Genomic DNA, 17250 nt, shown 5'->3' with positions numbered 1-17250 from the left:
CATGAATGGCACATACGAAGCACTAAAGGAGTTGCAGGATGGGGCAGCTACAAAAACAGAATTTAATACGCATGCAAACGCAAAAAATAATCCCCATGCGGTCACTAAGGCACAAGTCGGATTAAGCAATGTTGACAACATAAAACAAGCAGCAAAGACGGATTTTGATAGTCATGTTGCAGATATTTCAATTCACGTTACTGCGGCAAAGCAAACAGAGTGGGACGCCAAAGAGACGACAGTTGGGGCGCAGAAAAAGGCGGATATTGCTTTACAGACAGCAAAGGATTTTGTCGCAGGTTTTCAGCAGCAGAAAATAACAACGGACAAGGGTAGCCCCTTGATCTCGATAAAAGATACTTCTGCCAGCATTTTGGATGCAGTCATCAATAACGGATTAGGTATGGGTTCTTTCTACGCAATTGCCGGGTCAAAGGATTTACCCAACTCCCGATCTATCCGAGGCTTCTTTCATATGACTGATTCCACGAACGGCAAAGCAAGTTTTGGTTGGGTATATGCAACGGATTACCTCAATAACGTTTTTACGAATTACCTCAATAATAATGTGTGGACTGGTTGGTCAAGATTGTCGGACCACAATTTGCTGTCAGAAACAGGCACAAGCCAGCTTATCCCGACTGGCACAGACATATTAACCTTACCATCCGGCTTTTATTATGCGGTAGGAACAAATGTAACTAATATGCCAACAAAAAACGATTCTTCGTGGTTCAACATTTATGTTATTGATAATAGTAACAATCGTAAAACATTCCATGTGATAAGGAGTGCCGATAATTTTAATTGGTTCGGAACAACCCACACAGATGGTTCATTCAGAGGCTGGAAACAAATGCTTACTGATGCAGATGCAAATGTCACATGGATCATTCCGTCTTTATCAAACGGGTGGAAGCAGTACGTTTCACCTGACGGGTTTCCTCATACGTTGCGATACAGTAAAGACGCATTTGGTGTCGTTGAGATTATCGGCTCAATTTACGGAGGCACGCTTGGAAATGACGTCCCAGCGTTTACTTTACCGGCTGGTTACCGCCCCCTTCAATCTACTCATCGTATCGGTGTTGCATCGAGCATAGGTACACCAGGGGTTCCGCAGTTTCATCGAACATATATCGGTACGGACGGACGTGTCTGCATTCAATCGTCTTCTAATACGTCAAATCCTACGGAATTTATTACGTTTGGATTCCGGTTCAGGTCAGCATAGGAGGTGCTATATATGATATGGGTTTATAAATATGACGAAGAGTTCGTGTGGCAGCCCGGCGAGGAAATTCTCGTTGATGTAGAAAACGGGGAAGAAATTCCGAAAGGTTATACGTCAGTTCAGCCGCAGAACGGTCTTTATATTGCTAAGTTCGATGCGGAGAAAGAGAAGTGGTATGAGTCGGCAACACAAGAATATATAGACGGTCTGCAACCTGACCCACTACCACCATCAGATATTGATCTATTAAAACAACAAAATGCCGCTCTACTTCAGCAACTTGCAGAGTCAGAAAAGAGAGCAGAAGAACAGTCAAAAACGACAGCAGAACTTGTCATGCTACTGACGGAAAAGGGGGTAATTTAATTGGATTGGTTCCGTAGTATTTCACTGTTCTATCAATGGAAATGTTATTTGAATGAGGACGTTGCAAAATTTGTTCGTTTTGAGAAAATTACGCCAGAACAATACAAAGAGATAACAAAAGAAGAATACCCAACAAACGCTGAATAGGCGTTTTTAATTTTGCCTTCTTTAAGGAGGTGAGGATACTTGAAAAGGACTAGGGGGTCTTACTGATGTCAGGGTTGACGGAGGTAACAGATATGAATACAACACAAAAAGAAATGGCTGAATTAAAGACCAGTCAAAAAGCTTTGGAACAACGTGTCAATGTGCTTGAAAGAGGATATGATCGCCACGATCAAAAGATTAGTAGATTAGACGAGAAGCTGAACAAAATAGAAGAAAACACCACATGGATTAAGCGGACGATTACTGGGGCAATCATCACCGCTATTATTACGGGTGTAATTGGTGGCGGAATAGCCCTTGTCTATACACTTTTACAAAAATAAAAGAAAAGAGGAATAGATCATGAAAAACTTTGACAAAGGCACTGTGATTAGAACAGTGCTTCTTTTAATTGCGCTGATTAACCAAGGACTTATCACGTTCGGAAAGCCAATTTTACCGATCAGTGAGGACGAGGTAAACTCATTGGCTGATACTCTTTATCTAGCTGGGTCAATGATCTTTACACTGGTCACAACCCTTGTCGCATGGTTTAAAAACAACTATGTAACAAGCCGAGGCAAAGAACAAAAAGAAGTGCTCAAACAAAAAGGATTAACGAAGTAAAGGGCTGCCTTTTAGGGGGCTCTTTTTATATCCAATGGATTAAAAGGAGTAGATGAACATGGTCCAAATCATTCAAGATTTTATCCCGAAGAGTAATGGCAACCGTCCAGGTAACGATATGAAGCCTTTATATATTACTGTACACAATACAGCGAACACAGCTAAGGGAGCAGACGCAGCAAGTCACGCTAATTTTGTGAAACGTTCAGGAACAGCGGTGAGCTGGCATTTCACTGTGGATGATAAAGTCATCTATCAGCATTTACCTTTAAACGAAAACGGATGGCACGCAGGAGACGGAAGAGGAACAGGCAATATGAAGTCGATCGGCATTGAAATCTGTGAGAACAGTGACGGAAACTTTGAAAAGGCTGTCGAAAATGCACAATGGCTCATTCGGAAGTTGATGACAGAGCAATGCATTCCACTTGCCAACGTTGTACCTCATAAGAGATGGAGCGGCAAACAATGCCCTCGTAAGTTGCTTGATCGTTGGGATAGTTTCAAAGCGGGTATTGCGACTGCTCATACAGGTAAGAAGGCAACTGCCAAGCCTGTCAAAGCAACACCAGTCAAAAATACGTCTAAGAAGGCGTACAAGCTTCCGTCAGGCATCTTAAAAGTAACAAAACCTCTTACAAAGGGTGAGAGTGTAAAAGCCTTACAAGAAGCCCTAGCCGCTCTTTTCTTCTTCCCTGACAAAGGGGCAAAAAATAACGGCATTGATGGCATTTATGGACCAAAAACAGCGAATGCGGTTAAACGATTCCAGCTAATGAATGGATTAAAGGCTGACGGCATTTATGGACCAGCTACGAAAGCAAAACTTGAAGCTTTAATGAAATAAAAAACTCCCTCTCTATGAGAGGGAGTTATTTTTTTTTGTTGTAAAAATTCATTGTAAAAAAAGATAAAACTAATAAAACTAGAAAATAAACTATAAAGGTTGAGATAAAGTTCCAAGAGAAAAAGTCAAAGTCTTTATTTAGAGAATAAAATACAATTTGACTTACTAAAGTTATTACGAAAACAACTGTTATTAATTTAGAGAATTTTTTGGTCATGACAAAACACCTCTTCCAATTTAGTGAAATAAACCCATTTAATATAGTAGAATGTCTGGTAAAATATAGTATGTAAATAACGATTAGGAGGATGTTCTATGAAAAAGCTTTTAGCTGTAGTGTTAACACTTACTATAATAACACTAATGTTTGGAAGTACGTCAATAGTTCAAGCGGAGGAAAAGTGTCCAACCTGTGAGAAAACAGATCCTTTGGTAGCGCCTACCACAAAAGATCTAAATAAAACTATTGAAATATTAAAAGACAATAATGTGAACACTTTAGCTTTGGATAAAGAAAGAGCTGCAGTAGTCGAAAATGATAAAGACAAAGCTGTAATTATTGCAGAAAAGCTGGGCGATAGCAAAGATAAGATTGAGTATAACCAGTATTTTGTTGACGTTAATAACGAAAAATTTGTAACTTTAAAACAAAAAGTTGAAAAACTAGATGATAAGACTGTGAAAGCTGAAGTCATTAACGTAGAATCAGGAGCAAAATACTCTGTTACAATTGATAAAGACGGAAATAAGTTAGATGAAAATTTTATCTCAGGAAAGTCTGCTGACTTTAAGCAATCAAGTTTATGTAGGGCTATCGTAGGTGCAGTTCTTGGTACAGGATCTAAATTTGCTTGTATTGCTGCTTGTACAGCTGTAACTGGAGGTTGGGGAGCAGTTGCATGTGGTGTATTATGTGCAGCAGTAACTGGTGGAATAAGCTGGGCTGGGGCAAAAGATATGTGTGAACAATTATTTGGTTAAAAAACGACGCTCCTATATAGGAGCGTTTTTTTAATCACTAGTAATATGGAGAAATTAATAAATAAACTAAAACACCAGTCAGACTAACATACAGCCAAATAGGCATTGTCCAACGTACTATTTTTCGATGTTTCTGTGTTTGCATTGTTAAACCCCATATTAATGAAAATAATGCTAAAGGTACAACAATACCTGCAAGAATACTATGAGAAGTTAAAATAACGTAGTAAAAGTATTTGTCGAGCCCTTCTCCTCCATAATGAGTGGTCTCTTGAGATAAGAAGTGGTAAGTTAAATATGAAAATAAAAATAATATTGTTGAAGAAAATGCTGCAAATATGAAAGCTCTGTGTAGTTTTATATTATGCTTTTTTATAAAAATTAAAGCTGCTATAAGAAAGATGAACGTAAAGCTATTTAGAACAGCATTTATACGTGGAAAGATAGTTATATTAAAATTAACCTCTCCTTTATAACCTAATGGCGAAAAAAATAATAGCAATATAACCACATTAGCTAAAAGTGAAAGTGTGATTACTGTTTTTGTATAATTTGAGTTCTCCTTGGGCCTTTGAGTTTTTATTCTATTCAAATTTTTCACCTCCCTCTCTAAATTAACATGATTTTTTCCATAATGGGCTCTATTTGAAAAAAACAAAACTTAATTCCTATTCTACACAATACCTATTGACTATGGTAAATAGATATTGTATAATTAAAGTATAGAAAGGAGGTGCTGAAGTGGACGAGGTGAGAAACTGGATTCTTGCTATCGCTGGTATCGTGACCATCATTAAACACATCTACGACATATGGCAGAAGGAAAGCGAAAAGCATAGCAAGAAAAAGAAAAAGCGCTCCCGCCGGACAAGCAAGAAGCGCTAAACACACTAGAGAAAAGGGGAGAAATCCCCTTACTCTCTATAATAGTATACTGCAAAAGCGTGTTGCAGTATACCGTAAAAGCCCACGTCCACGATGATATGAAAAACTACTTTAAACACTATAGCACAGCAGACTTTGCCGTTATGCTTATTCTGATTTCAGGTGTTGTTGTAATTGATACGACAAATCAGAGTATGTCAGGGAAGATAGCCAATACTATATTATTGATAGCTGTTGTTTTCACCTTGTTAAAAGGATTAATTATGATGTGGAGAGAAAAGCGACATGAACGAAAGTGAAAAAATTAAGTTTATTCAAAAAGAAGTTTTAACGACAGCAGAAGTCGGTGAAATACTCGGAGTAACACGACAGCGCTTAAGCGCACTTGTGAGTTCTGGAAAGCTCAAACCCGTCAAAAAGGTTGGAACAGTTGCTTTATTTTTATTACAACATGTACAAGCTCTTGAAAAAGAATTGAAAGAAGGGCGGAAAAAATACCGCCCTTATGATTAGACTTAAAATCTCCATTCTTTTTTTTCTTTATCCCAAGTCATTTCCTTTCGAGATATTAGATTCTTGACTGCTTTCCGTATAGATTGTTCGTCTTTACCTGTTTTCCTTTTAAGGTCATCCATCGAAGGGCTCTTTCGAAACCGGCTCATATTATAAATGATTCGATAAATTTTTCTTTCGAGATCAGTCATATCATCACCACCAAAAACATTTTAACAGAATATTTGTTCGGTGTCTAAAAGTGATGTATAATATAGAATATACGGTTTACCTGCGGAAACAGGTATAATAAAAATTCGTATATTTCAATGATTTTCTTCTTATATTACTCACACCTTGGCCACCCAAAAGGACGGCTTTTTTTGACCACTGACCACATTTGATCTAAAAGTTTGCGAAAGTTAACGAACGTATATTCCCATAAGTGAATATTAAGATTTTAGTTCATACTGGTTGCGAAGGTCAAAAAAAGTTGACGAGCTAGATGATTAATACGAATCATGTGGAAGTGATAGTGAAACTTGTTTTAAAAGATTTAGACAATGAAACTGTACCTAATTAAGCGAAAAGAGAGGGGGAAAGATTGTAGTGTATCTTAATCTTTCCTTCCTCAAATACTTCTATCTTGTTAATAAGCTTTGATAGAACTTGTTTAAGTATGTTTTAATCTTCAATATCTAACTCTGAAAAGCATTCTACTTCCTTTTTGAAGGCTTGTAATTGTTCTGTATTATCTTTTTTTGCCAACTTCGCAACAAATTCAACTGAGTAAAGTTTCTCAATTTCATCTAGTATCATTATTTCCACCGCCTTTGATATATTCTTCTAATTCATCTTGTAGCACTCTCACTGAACCACCAACTTTAACTGAAGATTACCCTTTGTTTTGTAAGCACATAAACACGATTTTCGGACAGCTTTAAGATTTTGGCTACCTCAGGGATTTTTAATAGTTTCATATACTCATCCTTCCTATAATTCTTTCACTTTCACTCACATTATAGGAACAGGTAAATAATCAAAAGGAAGTAGAAGGGGAATAAAAAAGGTATAAATGTTACACTCTTAGTTTTTTTGCTTTTGTACGTCAAAATCAATAACTTATTAGACAGTCGGAGACAAAGAACGTATCTATTTTTCGTGGAATTATAAAGGTGACTGCTTATTTGTTTATAGAGGTTGAAACTAGATAAATTGGAAATTTGTCTCGGAAAGTTATTTGATAGAAAAGGGGGTACAATTTTAAGTATTTATAGAAGTAAAATATTTTTAGGAACTTTCCTTTCTATAGGTGGCGTACAAAGGTATTTAAAGAAATAATTTAAAGTTTAAACATGGGATACTCTTTTTAAGAAATGACTATTTTTTGCTAGGCACTGGGTATCATAAAGGAATAGTAATTAGGAGCAGCTCTCATTAATTGGCTATCAATTGAGGTAGAAGTAATTGGTAAATATGTTATAGTAAAGTAAATCAATTTTCTACAGGGAGTTATTAAATATGAGACTGAAAGAATATGAAACATAACAACTTTATACGTTCGTAAGAGGCCCACCAATGTTTTAATCATTAAAACTGCAAAATTATTATTGGAGGGATTATTATGAATGACAAACAGTTTTCTTCATTTATAAAACAAGCAGATGAACCTTTTGTTGGGTGGGATTTCTCATTCATATCTGAAACTGGAAGAATGAAGAGTGAGTTGCTTTCATGGTCATATGGCAGTATAGCTACTTCTCTTGTTCAAAGTGCAAAATCAATGCTAGATATGGGAACAGGTGGTGGAGAGTTTTTATCAAAATTAAGACCTTTTCCAACATCAGTTTATGCTACAGAAGGTTACATGCCTAATGTACCTATCGCAAAAGAACGATTAACACCTTTAGGAGTTAAGGTAGTTCCAATTGATAATGATGAAATTCTTCCGTTTGAGACTGGGAAATTTGACCTTATCATAAATCAACATGAGTCATTTTCATCTAAAGAGGTGAGAAGAATTATCTCGAAAGAAGGTATTTTTCTAACTCAACAAGTCGGTGGAATCGATTGCATAGAAATTAATAAAAATCTAAGGGTACCAATAAATGAGGAATTTATTGATTGGAATTTAAAACTAGCTTTAAAAGAAATACAGGAGAATAATTTTGAGGTTTTGAAAAGTGTTGAAGAGTTCCCTATTCAAAGATTTTATGATATTGGAGCATTGGTCTATTATCTTAAAGCAATTCCTTGGCAAGTGCCAGGTTTTGAAATAAGTAAATTCCAGGATGAATTATACACCATTCATAGAACCATTGAACAAAAGGGTTATTTTGACGTAAAACAACACCGATTTATTATTTTAGCTAAAGCAATTTAGTTAGAAATGGAGCCTTCGATATATTTGAAGGCTCCATCCTAATTCTGAACTAATGCCACTCCTGTATGCAATGTCAATTTCTCACATATGGAGTGCGTGGCGTCTTTATCCCTTAAATAATAAGGTTTAAGGAGCCACGCAAGCGTAATTAACCACATTTTACCACTTAACCTTCAGATTTCAAATAATCACCGAATTTTTCGCTGTTCTAGCTTTAATTTTTAGTGTTACGTGTACGTAAATATCACCAGTCATTTTAATAGATGAATGGCCGAAGCGTTCTTGAACTTCTTTTAGAGATACACCTGCTTCTAATAATAGCGTTGCATGAGTATGACGGCAGTAATGAATACGTATTTTTGGTAGAGCGGCTTCTTTAGTCGCTCTATTGAAGTTTTCAGTTAAGGTACGAGGATAAATAGGTCTTCCATCTTGTCTAGCAAACTCACACTCAACCAGATAATCTTCAAACGTAATATCTCTTTCTGATGATTCTGTATTCAATGTTCCAAAACGAATCCTTCATCATCATATATTAAATTTCTTCTTACATGGATTGTGGTAGCTTCAAAATCAACATCCTCCCATTTAAGCCCGAGAAGTTCTCCCCGCCTCATGCCAGTGTAAAGGGCAGTTGTGAAAATAGCGTGATATACAGGTGCTGTCACAAACTTAACTACGTTTAAAAATTTGTTTACTTCTTCCCGTGTCAAAGTAACGTATTTTCTTCTGCGCCCACGAGGTACCTTTACTTTGTCTAGAGGGTTTTTGTTAATCAACTCCCAATCAACCGCTTTTTCCATGGATCCATACAGAACAGCAAATATATATTCTATATATCTTTCAGAAAGTCCCTCGTCCAATAATTTTGCAATAAAATGTTCAATATGTGCTGGTTTGATCTCGTTTAATTTAAAATGGCCCAACAAAGGTATTATTTTGTTTTTAACAACTCTTCTGTAATTTTTAAAAGTCGTTTCCTTCACTTTTCTTTTTGCAATTAGATCAAGCCACTTTTCTATATGTGATGAAAGAAGAACGTTACTATCTAAAATAAAAGTATTTTTATTAATTTGATTTTCAATTTCGTTGGCTACAACTTCAGCTTCCTTCTTTGTTTCAAATCCTCTACGTGTAACCTGCTTTCTTTTACCTGTGATGGGGTCTTTTCCTAACTCAATTGTAAAAGAATAGGTGTACCCTTTTTTGTTTTTTGCTGGAACCTTTCTAAAGTAAGCCATGTTATACAGTCTCCTCCTTAATTTATTTTTTTAAGGAATTCTCATATAAAGCAAAAGCAAAGCTTTTTCTTCTAAACATTTCTAAGCGGGTAGCGGCAAAAGAGTAAGTCACATTAAAGGTGTCACCAATTAGTTTAATCGCTTCAGATTGCAAAGAAGGCAGGTTCAATTTTTGAAGCATAAAGGAGGGCACACAGAAATGATACATAAAACTATTAGCCTGATATTCTTGCAATTCTCGAAATAGTCTGTGCATATCAAACTGATTTCCATAGTGTTTAATTACATGACACAATTCATATCCGAAATCTTGCCATTGTTGCTTTTTGGTTAGCCGTTTATCAATGACCATGCTATATGACCCATTCACACAAAAGACAATGCTGGCTCTTTTTTCAAAATGAAGCCATATTTTCAACGTAGCAGCTATAAGTTCAATAATAAGAATATATGTTCTGTTTTTGGTTGAAAAGAAAAGTCCCACTATGAGGGCATTCTTTATAATGATTCTCTAGCGGACGATTACTGGGGCAATCATCACCGCTATTATTACGGGTGTAATTGGTGGCAGAATAGCCCTTGTCTATACACTTTTACAAAATAAAAGAAAAGAGGAATAGATCATGAAAAACTTTGACAAAGGCACTGTGATTAGAACATTGCTTCTTTTAATTGCGCTGATTAATCAAGGACTTATCACGTTCGGAAAGCCAATTTTACCGATCAGTGAGGACGAGTTAAACTGGTTAGCAAACGCAGGTTCCTATTGGTCTCTTTTCTTTTATCTTATCGGATTCTATCAAAAAGAGATGTTTGTTGATCTTGCACCCTTTTCAGCAATTATTAAGAAGTTGGATAGCTATAGCTGTCTTTCGAAAGCCTTATATTCCAGGTTAATCAAAAAAAGGTGGTATAGTTCGTTCAGTAGGATAATCGTGATTACTGTTATTGAGACTACTTTATTGTACGGCCTATGAAATCTTATTTACTACAGAATGATCTCTAATTAAAAAGTATTTACTATGATCTTTGAATAAAAAATGTTCACATTTACGATGTGACATTTTTTATAGGAGATATTTTTTATGATTCCATATCGGAGAAACTGTAAGTTAATAGAAGAAGGTTGGTAGACAGCCTTCGTTATTGATAGCGAAATGAGTAAAAAGCTAAAAGCTAAAAGCTGTGATTATTGCATTCAATTTGTATCATTTTTTGCGGATTAGCTTATTCAAACTTCTTTAGAGGTATGCACGAATTCCACCACAAAAATTATGTTGCTGCTATTTTAATTGCAAGACTTTGCAATGATTGATTATAGTTAAATATGGTCAAGGTCTGTTATTATAAGGTTTCTAACGTCAAGAATGAACGTTTGCGTTGAATCCTTAGTAAAGTATATAATGATAAAAATTGCTGAAAGATTTTACAGAAGGACATGCCCTTTAAGGCGCTATGTCATGAGAGGAATTGAACGAAAGATGAATCAAAACTTCTGGCGTGATTTACCGCGGCCATTTTTTATATTAGCACCAATGGAAGAAGTAACGGATGTTGTGTTTCGTCATGTCGTGAGTGAGGCGGCGAGACCGGATGTGTTTTTTACAGAGTTTACGAATAGTGAGAGTTATTGCCACCCTGATGGCATTCAAAGTGTGAAGGGGCGTTTAACGTTTACAGAAGATGAACAGCCGATTGTCGCTCATATTTGGGGAGACAAACCTGAGAACTTTAGAAAAATGAGTATTGGAATGGCGGAGTTAGGATTTCAGGGGCTTGATATTAATATGGGCTGTCCTGTTCCAAATGTCACGCAAAATGGGAAGGGCAGTGGATTGATTCTTCGCCCAGACGTTGCCGCAGAGCTGATACAAGCCGCAAAAGCAGGGGGATTACCTGTCAGTGTGAAAACAAGACTTGGTTTTAATGAGGTCGATGAATGGCGCGGGTGGCTCAGACACATTTTGGAGCAAGACATTGTCAATTTATCCATTCATCTTCGGACAAGAAAGGAAATGAGCCAGGTGGATGCGCATTGGGAACTCATTCCTGAGATCAAAAAACTTCGTGATGAAGTAGCACCTGATACTCTTTTAACAATCAATGGTGATATTCCTGATCGTCAAACAGGCTTAAAGCTTGCTGAACAGTATGGAGTGGACGGTGTGATGATTGGGCGCGGAATTTTCCATAACCCATTTGCCTTTGAAAAAGAACCGAAGGAGCATACAAGTGATGAACTGCTAGGTCTTTTAAGATTACATCTTGATCTCCATGATCAATATTCATCACTAGGTCTGCGTCCATTCAAGGCACTGCACCGCTTCTTTAAGATTTATGTGAAAGGGTTCCGAGGAGCGAGTTTCCTAAGAAATCAATTAATGAACACATCATCAACAGATGAAGTGCGTGCGATGCTTGATGAATTTGAAGTGAGAAATCAAGAACAATCATGATGACAAAAGAGGAGGGAGAGCCCTTCTCTTTTTTCTTTGTAATGGGACTATGAAACTATTTTGAATAAATGGTAAAATGATATATAAATGAAAATTGGAGGAATTTTTTTGAAACCATTCTGGGATAAAGACATAGAAAGCGAAGAAACATGTAAGAAAATCAATGAGAAAGGAATTGCAAAAGCTGAGAAGAAATTAGGCGTCATCCTGCCGGATACATATAAAAAACTCATTCTTGAGCAAAATGGTGGATATACGATTCATAATGCGTTTCCGACCGATCATCCGAATTCATGGGCAGATGATCATGTTCCATTTGATCATTTGAAAGGGATTGCCAAAGGCGAAGGGATTATGGATAGCGATTATTTAATAGAAGAATGGGAACTTCCGAAAGGACTTGTGCTCATCTGTGGTGATGGCCATACGTGGATTGCGATGGATTATCGACAAACGAAAGAAAATCCACCTATTCATTACTTTGATCTAGAGGATGAGACGGATTTCAAATTAGCGGATTCGTTTGATGAACTGATTGCGGGTCACTATACTGCTTGAGGGTAGCGTAGAAGATGAGATGTCAGATGAAAAATGGCTGGCTGAATATGAAAAGCAAAATAAACCATTATCAAAAGAAGAAGTGAAGAACATTTTCATCACCAAAGACCCTGAACAGCTTTCAAAAATCGCGAATTTTCAAGTAGAACATATTGATGATGTTAAGTGGTTTTTTTCTGAAGTAGAAACATACATGAACTCCATTCAAGACGAAAGTATGTTAGCGACTGCCGGCTGGGCGATCAATACGATCTTTATACTGAATGAAGATATGATCAAGAAGAATCAAGATGTTGTCCAAAATGCACGTCGTTTTGCTGAAAACTTGAACCGATCAGAAATAGATGAAATGCGAGATATAGCCTTTAATATATCGATCGCGTTGGAATTTGATTTAGAGGGGCAATAAATCTTTTTTTAGTGAGAGATCGATTATTTCAACAAAAGACCCCCTTACCAACAAGGGGGCCAACAAATTTATTACTCCGCACTCTCCACAACCTCACGGCTATCTTCAGTCTCACCGATGTAAATCGGTCCGTTTGCGTGGTCGATACGGATTGGCCATTCGTATGGAATGTGTAGACGTCTGGCCACGGATCTCCAAAACTTTGTGGAATCAAGTTCAAATTCTTGGAAGTCTTTTAATAACTCTTTATAAGAAGAGCCGTCAAATTGAATGAACATGTCTTGTAGGCGCATAAAAGCGACATGTCTCACTTCTAGTGCTGCCGCAGCTTCCATCTCTTCTTCTGTCGCTTCTCCTATGATGGTCCCTGCGGGTGGAAGCATATCGTATACATTAAATTCCTCTTCTTCTTCGTGTGGTGCATTGTGATGTTGATCAGACATTTACTTCACCCCTCCTTTTGGTATAAATGATTCGTCAGTGACACTTCTATTATCGGAATAAAATATGAAATGTGAAATGAGTGAGTAGATTCACATCACTTGCTTTATTTGCTACTTAGACATATAAAAGATTCATCATAAATAGAAAAGAATCACTACCATGCAAGTGTTTTGAACACGTGCGCCATATTACAAATAACCAGCACTGCACGTTTTCACGTATATCTGACTTAAACAGTGCGTATTACGTAACAGATGAACGAATGCACCGTGCTAACATCACAACACAGACACCGGTCGTTTCTATTTTAGAAACAATGGCACGAGAAATGTTTACGATGTTAAAAGAAAAGTAAAAGAGCCGCTGCATTAAACAGCCGCTCTTTTTTTCTACACCATGAAAACGATCTGTCAAAACAGGTGAGATGAGCCCAGCCAATAGCTGGCATAGCGTTCTAATTAGCGCAAATACAGCGGCATAGGCAACAGATTGTGTATCTTGATAGATGACAAACGTGATGGTCATCATAAGCTTACTGCTTTTAAGCATGTGGGCGAGAGGTGGTCGGCTACATGTCTCTTCTGGTGCAGTGTAAAAAGTTTACGCTTTACGATGTTAGATAAACCTCTTGATGTCAGCATATGCAAAAGCTGATATCAGTCAAAAAAACTGCCTCATGCAGCAGAACGCAAGAGGCAGTGGTATTCTCTTAATCTATGTCTGAATCATATGCTTTTTGCGTCAGTTGGCTGACAACCTCTTTCAATCCATTTGGTTTATGGAATTCAACAGGGGTGCTTCCTTTTTCGAATACGATTTGGTCTGCTTCAACTAGTACGACATATCGATTGTTGACCTTTGCAATATGAATTGAGTGGCCAAAGTCGGCTAGAAGGCCTTTGATTTCGGTTTCACCTAGACGCATTTTCATCGTAATGTCAGGGGTTTGCTCAACAATGTGTGAAGCCGCTAATGTGACCTGTTCTGTATCGAGTCGCTCCCTAATCTCCCGTTTTTCACTCGCTTCCCATATTTCAAGGTCTTCTTCAAATTGCTTTAATGCTTCACTTTCATCCTGTAATGTTTCAAATACTTGTTCCTGCACCATATTCATGACCTGTGATTTCATGATTTCAGGCATGGATTCTCCGTATTCGACAAATTTCAAAAAGTCCTCGAAATATCGAGCATGTGAAGACTGATGTATTTTCACTTCTGCTTCCTCGGTCATGCCTTCTTCTGGCATATGCGGATATTGAATCGATTTCATATTTTTTGTTGTAATGGCCATTTCGACTTTGCGAATCAATGTCGATGTATCAGCAATGGAGGCGACTTTCTGTTCGAAATCGCATTTCATGATAAAGACAAAGGAATCATCGACATACTTTTTAGGAACTGCAGATGCAACTAAGAAGACCCCGCCTCTGACAGCACTTGTGTCTAAATACGTACGAACAAATTGTTCACTGCAATCATCAAAGATCTCCTTTGTGTCAGCGAATCTCGTCTGATGATATAAATTGTAATTGGGGTTTGAATCGAGTTCATGACCCGATTCTACAATGAAACGACCAATTTTGGTTGGCACTTGTTCAGATTTCGGATGTCTGTCTGCTTTTCGTTTCACTATTTTTTTTAACTCTCCGTCTAGAAAGTCTTTCAGTTCACTTTGTTCAAATTCTTCTTGGTTCAATGTTTGATAATGTTTAAATCGTTTATTTGCCTGTTCATCTTTGCCTTCAACTTCAATCACAAAAAATGATAGGAATCGTATCGTAAAATCCAATTGTTTGTCACCACTTTTTCTAGGTCAGATATGTTGAGTATAGAAAAAGGAGTGAAAATCGTCAACGAATGAAGAAATCGTGTCATTATTTCCCGAGAAATGTTTATCGGTTAAATGAATGCTATTAATTGTCAATTTTTCAGGCCAGTTCCTTCTTTTTAAAAAGGCCATTTATCTTGTTTCAAATGTTTTGCAATCAGTGTCTGCATTGCGAGTAACGTCAATCATTGTGTTTTTGCCAATTTTAATTGTAGAGGCGTACAGTTGTTTTCAGTCCAAAAACGGCAAGAGTTCACTTCACAAAGTACGTTTTGTGCCATGGGATTTCACCTCTGTGATTCATATTATGAATGAAGCAAGCTGCCATTTGAGTTCATTCAATCTAGCAGTCTTTTCGTAATAAGAGGCTGGCTCACATATTTATCCTACCATATACCTAGATAATATTAAGAGCGTGAATGCAAATCTCGCTCTTTTTTTTGTTTGTAAAATAGTTAAATGCTAGATGCACGATCTCTCATTTTTACATATGAATAGAGTAGATTCAAAACCTGATGTCGGACAAAGTATGGAGTTACATGTACTGATTTTCCGCATGGAGCTGGGGTTTTCAATCGAAATTTTCATAGAGAGATGAGGGGAGAAGATGAAGGCAGTCATTCTCTGCGGAGGAAAGGGAACGAGAATGAGTGAGGTCACACAAGCGCTTCCTAAACCACTTGCTATGATTGGGGATCGGCCTATTCTATGGCATATTATGAAAATCTATCAGTATTACGGTGTAGACGAGTTTATTTTATTGCTTGGTTATAAAGGGGAGAAGATCAAAGAGTATTTTCTCAATTATGATTGGCGTCATCACAGCATGAAGCTGGATATGTCGACAGGAGAAATGCAGCTTTTAGGAAAGTCAGAGAACTGGAAAATCACCTTTTTAGATACGGGTCAGGATACGATGACAGGCGGTCGTTTGAAGCAGGCACAGGACTATATTGGTGATGAAACATTTATGATGACATATGGTGATGGGCTCGCCAATATCAACATGTTTCATTTGCTCAAATGTCATCAAGATGTTGGAGTAGCTGCCACTGTGACAGGGATTGAAAAGATGTCACAGTACGGAACATTGAAGGTGTATAACAAGCTGGCACAATCCTTCTCTGAGAAGTCAGAAAGTATCGGGTTGATCAATGGAGGATTTTTTGTGTTGTCTCCAAAGGTGTTTCATTATCTTACGGACGATGACCAATGTGTGTTTGAAGCGGAACCGCTTCAGAAGCTGGCGATTGATGGAGAGCTTGCGGTTTATGAACATCATGGATTTTGGACAGCAATCGATACGTATAAAAACCTAAAAGAAGTCAATGAAATGTGGAATGAGGGAAAACAACCATGGAAGGTTTGGTGACGGCATGAGCGGATTTTGGAATGGTAAGAATGTATTTGTAACAGGGTGTACAGGGCTGCTAGGGAGCTATCTAGTCAAGGAGCTGATTGATCAAGGTGCAAATGTGACAGGGCTTGTACGTGATCAAGTGCCTAGATCTTATTTATATCAAGGCATTCAATTTCAAAAAATGAATGTGGTGCAAGGCTCTCTGGAGGACATGCAAACGATTGAACGTGCGTTAGGGGAATACGAAATAGATACTGTGTTCCATCTGGCGGCACAGGCAATAGTTGGGGTGGCAAACAGGCATCCTATTTCTACATTTGAAGCCAATATTTTAGGCACGTGGAATGTCCTTGAGGCATGCAGAAGACAACCACTCATCAAACGCGTGATTGTAGCATCAAGTGATAAAGCATATGGTGATCAAGAGCAACTTCCATATGATGAGGAGATGCCGCTTAATGGAAAACATCCATATGATGTGTCGAAAAGCTGTGCAGATTTAATCTCTCACACCTATTACAACACGTATGGTCTTCCAGTCTGTATTACAAGATGCGGCAATCTTTATGGAGGTGGGGATCTTCATTTCAACCGAATCATCCCGCAGACCATTCGGCTTGTTTTAAAGGGAGAGGCTCCAGAAATTAGAAGTGACGGAACATTTATTCGTGATTATTTTTACATTGAGGATGCTGTGAAGGCTTATTTGCTGTTGGCAGAGAAAATGGAGGAAAAAGGTCTTGCAGGAGAAGCCTTTAACTTTAGCAATGAAATCCAGCTAACGGTTCTTGAGCTCGTTGATAAAATCTTAAAGGCGATGGGCAGTGAATTGAAGCCCCGCATTCTTAATCAAGGAACTTATGAGATTAAGCATCAATATTTGTCAGCAGAAAAGGCTAGAAAACTGCTTGACTGGACCCCTGACTATTCCATTGATGAGGGTTTAGCGAAAACGATTGAGTGGTACCGAGAATTCTTTAAAAAGTAGAGGT

General features: G+C 37.6%; 22 protein-coding genes and 4 pseudogenes. 17 read left to right on the top strand and 9 right to left on the bottom strand.

Annotation, left to right across the window (positions count from 1 at the left end; genetic code table 11):
- The first annotated feature begins 1 nt into the window (after nucleotide 1).
- The 7 genes from ABVJ71_RS08185 (at nucleotide 2) to ABVJ71_RS08155 (ending at nucleotide 4202) form a co-directional block, all read left to right on the top strand.
- The gene (locus ABVJ71_RS08185) at nucleotides 2-1234 is read left to right on the top strand and encodes a hypothetical protein (protein WP_353856427.1); all 1233 of its coding nucleotides are present in this window, start codon (nucleotides 2-4) and stop codon (nucleotides 1232-1234) included.
- Between the two features lie 12 nt (nucleotides 1235-1246).
- Complete coding sequence (locus ABVJ71_RS08180) at nucleotides 1247-1600, top strand: hypothetical protein (RefSeq protein WP_353856426.1); 354 nt, start codon at nucleotides 1247-1249, stop codon at nucleotides 1598-1600.
- Nucleotides 1601-1747, top strand: a complete 147-nt coding sequence (locus tag ABVJ71_RS08175) for an XkdX family protein (RefSeq protein ID WP_353856425.1) — start codon at nucleotides 1601-1603, stop codon at nucleotides 1745-1747. It begins immediately after the preceding gene.
- 65 nt (nucleotides 1748-1812) lie between these two features.
- A complete protein-coding gene (locus ABVJ71_RS08170) occupies nucleotides 1813-2091 on the top strand; it encodes a hemolysin XhlA family protein (RefSeq protein WP_353856424.1) in 279 nt (92 codons plus the stop codon).
- 19 nt (nucleotides 2092-2110) lie between these two features.
- Nucleotides 2111-2374, top strand: a complete 264-nt coding sequence (locus tag ABVJ71_RS08165; protein ID WP_353856423.1) for a phage holin — start codon at nucleotides 2111-2113, stop codon at nucleotides 2372-2374.
- A gap of 58 nt (nucleotides 2375-2432) precedes the next feature.
- Nucleotides 2433-3221 carry an N-acetylmuramoyl-L-alanine amidase gene (locus ABVJ71_RS08160; protein WP_353856422.1) on the top strand — a complete coding sequence of 263 codons (789 nt, stop codon included), beginning with the start codon at nucleotides 2433-2435 and terminating at the stop codon, nucleotides 3219-3221.
- Between the two features lie 315 nt (nucleotides 3222-3536).
- Nucleotides 3537-4202, top strand: coding sequence for a hypothetical protein (locus ABVJ71_RS08155; RefSeq protein ID WP_353856421.1), 666 nt, complete (start codon nucleotides 3537-3539; stop codon nucleotides 4200-4202).
- A 37-nt stretch (nucleotides 4203-4239) separates the two neighbouring features.
- Here the strand turns inward: ABVJ71_RS08155 and ABVJ71_RS08150 are convergent, their stop codons facing one another.
- On the bottom strand, nucleotides 4240-4794 hold the full coding sequence (locus tag ABVJ71_RS08150) for a DUF420 domain-containing protein (RefSeq protein WP_223251784.1): 555 nt from the start codon (nucleotides 4792-4794) through the stop codon (nucleotides 4240-4242).
- A 149-nt stretch (nucleotides 4795-4943) separates the two neighbouring features.
- Here ABVJ71_RS08150 and ABVJ71_RS08145 point away from each other — a divergent pair, with 149 nt between their 5' ends.
- Both ABVJ71_RS08145 and ABVJ71_RS08140 read left to right on the top strand, forming a co-directional pair.
- Nucleotides 4944-5087: a hypothetical protein gene (locus tag ABVJ71_RS08145; RefSeq protein WP_015715414.1), complete on the top strand. Its 144-nt coding sequence runs from the start codon at nucleotides 4944-4946 to the stop codon at nucleotides 5085-5087.
- A gap of 285 nt (nucleotides 5088-5372) precedes the next feature.
- Nucleotides 5373-5600, top strand: coding sequence for a helix-turn-helix domain-containing protein (locus ABVJ71_RS08140; RefSeq protein WP_017360239.1), 228 nt, complete (start codon nucleotides 5373-5375; stop codon nucleotides 5598-5600).
- Nucleotides 5601-5602: 2 nt separating this feature from the next.
- Here the strand turns inward: ABVJ71_RS08140 and ABVJ71_RS08135 are convergent, their stop codons facing one another.
- Nucleotides 5603-5791 (bottom strand): hypothetical protein, encoded by a 189-nt coding sequence (locus tag ABVJ71_RS08135; protein ID WP_353856420.1) that lies wholly within the window; start codon nucleotides 5789-5791, stop codon nucleotides 5603-5605.
- Between the two features lie 472 nt (nucleotides 5792-6263).
- Nucleotides 6264-6398, bottom strand: a complete 135-nt coding sequence (locus ABVJ71_RS08130) for a hypothetical protein (RefSeq protein WP_353856419.1) — start codon at nucleotides 6396-6398, stop codon at nucleotides 6264-6266.
- Nucleotides 6399-7203: 805 nt separating this feature from the next.
- Here ABVJ71_RS08130 and ABVJ71_RS08125 point away from each other — a divergent pair.
- Nucleotides 7204-7962 carry a methyltransferase domain-containing protein gene (locus ABVJ71_RS08125; RefSeq protein ID WP_353856418.1) on the top strand — a complete coding sequence of 253 codons (759 nt, stop codon included), beginning with the start codon at nucleotides 7204-7206 and terminating at the stop codon, nucleotides 7960-7962.
- Nucleotides 7963-8142: 180 nt separating this feature from the next.
- Here ABVJ71_RS08125 and ABVJ71_RS08120 read toward each other — a convergent pair.
- Nucleotides 8143-9203: pseudogene (locus ABVJ71_RS08120) on the bottom strand (site-specific integrase).
- Nucleotides 9204-9225: 22 nt separating this feature from the next.
- A pseudogene (locus tag ABVJ71_RS08115) lies at nucleotides 9226-9642 on the bottom strand (ImmA/IrrE family metallo-endopeptidase); the annotation flags it as partial.
- A gap of 76 nt (nucleotides 9643-9718) precedes the next feature.
- Between ABVJ71_RS08115 and ABVJ71_RS08110 the strand changes: the two are divergent.
- The 5 genes and pseudogenes from ABVJ71_RS08110 to ABVJ71_RS08090 form a co-directional block, all read left to right on the top strand.
- Nucleotides 9719-9823 (top strand): annotated as a pseudogene (locus tag ABVJ71_RS08110) (hypothetical protein); the annotation flags it as partial.
- Between the two features lie 3 nt (nucleotides 9824-9826).
- Nucleotides 9827-9961 (top strand): annotated as a pseudogene (locus ABVJ71_RS08105) (phage holin); the annotation flags it as partial.
- A 723-nt stretch (nucleotides 9962-10684) separates the two neighbouring features.
- The gene (locus ABVJ71_RS08100; RefSeq protein WP_353856611.1) at nucleotides 10685-11659 is read left to right on the top strand and encodes a tRNA-dihydrouridine synthase; all 975 of its coding nucleotides are present in this window, start codon (nucleotides 10685-10687) and stop codon (nucleotides 11657-11659) included.
- Between the two features lie 108 nt (nucleotides 11660-11767).
- Nucleotides 11768-12217 (top strand): SMI1/KNR4 family protein, encoded by a 450-nt coding sequence (locus ABVJ71_RS08095; RefSeq protein WP_353856417.1) that lies wholly within the window; start codon nucleotides 11768-11770, stop codon nucleotides 12215-12217.
- A gap of 19 nt (nucleotides 12218-12236) precedes the next feature.
- On the top strand, nucleotides 12237-12626 hold the full coding sequence (locus ABVJ71_RS08090) for a hypothetical protein (RefSeq protein ID WP_353856416.1): 390 nt from the start codon (nucleotides 12237-12239) through the stop codon (nucleotides 12624-12626).
- 71 nt (nucleotides 12627-12697) lie between these two features.
- On the opposite strand, the gene ABVJ71_RS08085 is transcribed toward ABVJ71_RS08090, so the two are convergent.
- The 4 genes from ABVJ71_RS08085 to ABVJ71_RS08070 all read right to left on the bottom strand — a co-directional run bounded on the left by ABVJ71_RS08085 (nucleotide 12698) and on the right by ABVJ71_RS08070 (nucleotide 15179).
- Nucleotides 12698-13069 carry a hypothetical protein gene (locus ABVJ71_RS08085; protein ID WP_353856415.1) on the bottom strand — a complete coding sequence of 124 codons (372 nt, stop codon included), beginning with the start codon at nucleotides 13067-13069 and terminating at the stop codon, nucleotides 12698-12700.
- A 244-nt stretch (nucleotides 13070-13313) separates the two neighbouring features.
- Entirely contained in the window at nucleotides 13314-13598 is a 285-nt protein-coding gene (locus ABVJ71_RS08080; protein WP_353856414.1) for a hypothetical protein, read from the bottom strand.
- A 181-nt stretch (nucleotides 13599-13779) separates the two neighbouring features.
- Nucleotides 13780-14859: a DUF3900 domain-containing protein gene (locus ABVJ71_RS08075; protein ID WP_353856413.1), complete on the bottom strand. Its 1080-nt coding sequence runs from the start codon at nucleotides 14857-14859 to the stop codon at nucleotides 13780-13782.
- A gap of 224 nt (nucleotides 14860-15083) precedes the next feature.
- Nucleotides 15084-15179: a DUF1540 domain-containing protein gene (locus tag ABVJ71_RS08070; protein ID WP_353856412.1), complete on the bottom strand. Its 96-nt coding sequence runs from the start codon at nucleotides 15177-15179 to the stop codon at nucleotides 15084-15086.
- Nucleotides 15180-15505: 326 nt separating this feature from the next.
- Between ABVJ71_RS08070 and rfbF the strand changes: the two genes are divergently transcribed.
- A complete protein-coding gene (gene rfbF / locus ABVJ71_RS08065; protein WP_353856411.1) occupies nucleotides 15506-16270 on the top strand; it encodes a glucose-1-phosphate cytidylyltransferase in 765 nt (254 codons plus the stop codon).
- A 4-nt stretch (nucleotides 16271-16274) separates the two neighbouring features.
- On the top strand, nucleotides 16275-17246 hold the full coding sequence (locus ABVJ71_RS08060) for a GDP-mannose 4,6-dehydratase (protein WP_353856410.1): 972 nt from the start codon (nucleotides 16275-16277) through the stop codon (nucleotides 17244-17246).
- The last annotated feature ends 4 nt before the right edge of the window (nucleotides 17247-17250 follow it).

Source organism: Bacillus sp. Bos-x628, from assembly GCF_040500475.1.
GTDB classification, from domain to species: Bacteria; Bacillota; Bacilli; order Bacillales; family Bacillaceae; genus Bacillus; species Bacillus maqinnsis.
This window is presented reverse-complemented; position numbering and strand designations above follow the sequence as displayed.

Excerpts from the sequence above, each read along its gene's own strand:
- ABVJ71_RS08140 (WP_017360239.1), top strand. The coding sequence starts at position 5,373 with ATGAACGAAAGTGAAAAAATTAAGTTTATTCAAAAAGAAGTTTTAACG.
- ABVJ71_RS08155 (WP_353856421.1), top strand. The coding sequence starts at position 3,537 with ATGAAAAAGCTTTTAGCTGTAGTGTTAACACTTACTATAATAACACTA.
- rfbF (WP_353856411.1), top strand. The coding sequence starts at position 15,506 with ATGAAGGCAGTCATTCTCTGCGGAGGAAAGGGAACGAGAATGAGTGAG.
- ABVJ71_RS08165 (WP_353856423.1), top strand. The coding sequence starts at position 2,111 with ATGAAAAACTTTGACAAAGGCACTGTGATTAGAACAGTGCTTCTTTTA.
- ABVJ71_RS08090 (WP_353856416.1), top strand. The coding sequence starts at position 12,237 with ATGTCAGATGAAAAATGGCTGGCTGAATATGAAAAGCAAAATAAACCA.
- ABVJ71_RS08185 (WP_353856427.1), top strand. The coding sequence starts at position 2 with ATGAATGGCACATACGAAGCACTAAAGGAGTTGCAGGATGGGGCAGCT.
- ABVJ71_RS08085 (WP_353856415.1), bottom strand. The coding sequence starts at position 13,069 with ATGTCTGATCAACATCACAATGCACCACACGAAGAAGAAGAGGAATTT.
- ABVJ71_RS08135 (WP_353856420.1), bottom strand. The coding sequence starts at position 5,791 with ATGACTGATCTCGAAAGAAAAATTTATCGAATCATTTATAATATGAGC.
- ABVJ71_RS08170 (WP_353856424.1), top strand. The coding sequence starts at position 1,813 with ATGTCAGGGTTGACGGAGGTAACAGATATGAATACAACACAAAAAGAA.
- ABVJ71_RS08125 (WP_353856418.1), top strand. The coding sequence starts at position 7,204 with ATGAATGACAAACAGTTTTCTTCATTTATAAAACAAGCAGATGAACCT.
- ABVJ71_RS08130 (WP_353856419.1), bottom strand. The coding sequence starts at position 6,398 with ATGATACTAGATGAAATTGAGAAACTTTACTCAGTTGAATTTGTTGCG.
- ABVJ71_RS08070 (WP_353856412.1), bottom strand. The coding sequence starts at position 15,179 with ATGGCACAAAACGTACTTTGTGAAGTGAACTCTTGCCGTTTTTGGACT.
- ABVJ71_RS08100 (WP_353856611.1), top strand. The coding sequence starts at position 10,685 with ATGAATCAAAACTTCTGGCGTGATTTACCGCGGCCATTTTTTATATTA.
- ABVJ71_RS08160 (WP_353856422.1), top strand. The coding sequence starts at position 2,433 with ATGGTCCAAATCATTCAAGATTTTATCCCGAAGAGTAATGGCAACCGT.
- ABVJ71_RS08080 (WP_353856414.1), bottom strand. The coding sequence starts at position 13,598 with ATGATGACCATCACGTTTGTCATCTATCAAGATACACAATCTGTTGCC.
- ABVJ71_RS08060 (WP_353856410.1), top strand. The coding sequence starts at position 16,275 with ATGAGCGGATTTTGGAATGGTAAGAATGTATTTGTAACAGGGTGTACA.
- ABVJ71_RS08180 (WP_353856426.1), top strand. The coding sequence starts at position 1,247 with ATGATATGGGTTTATAAATATGACGAAGAGTTCGTGTGGCAGCCCGGC.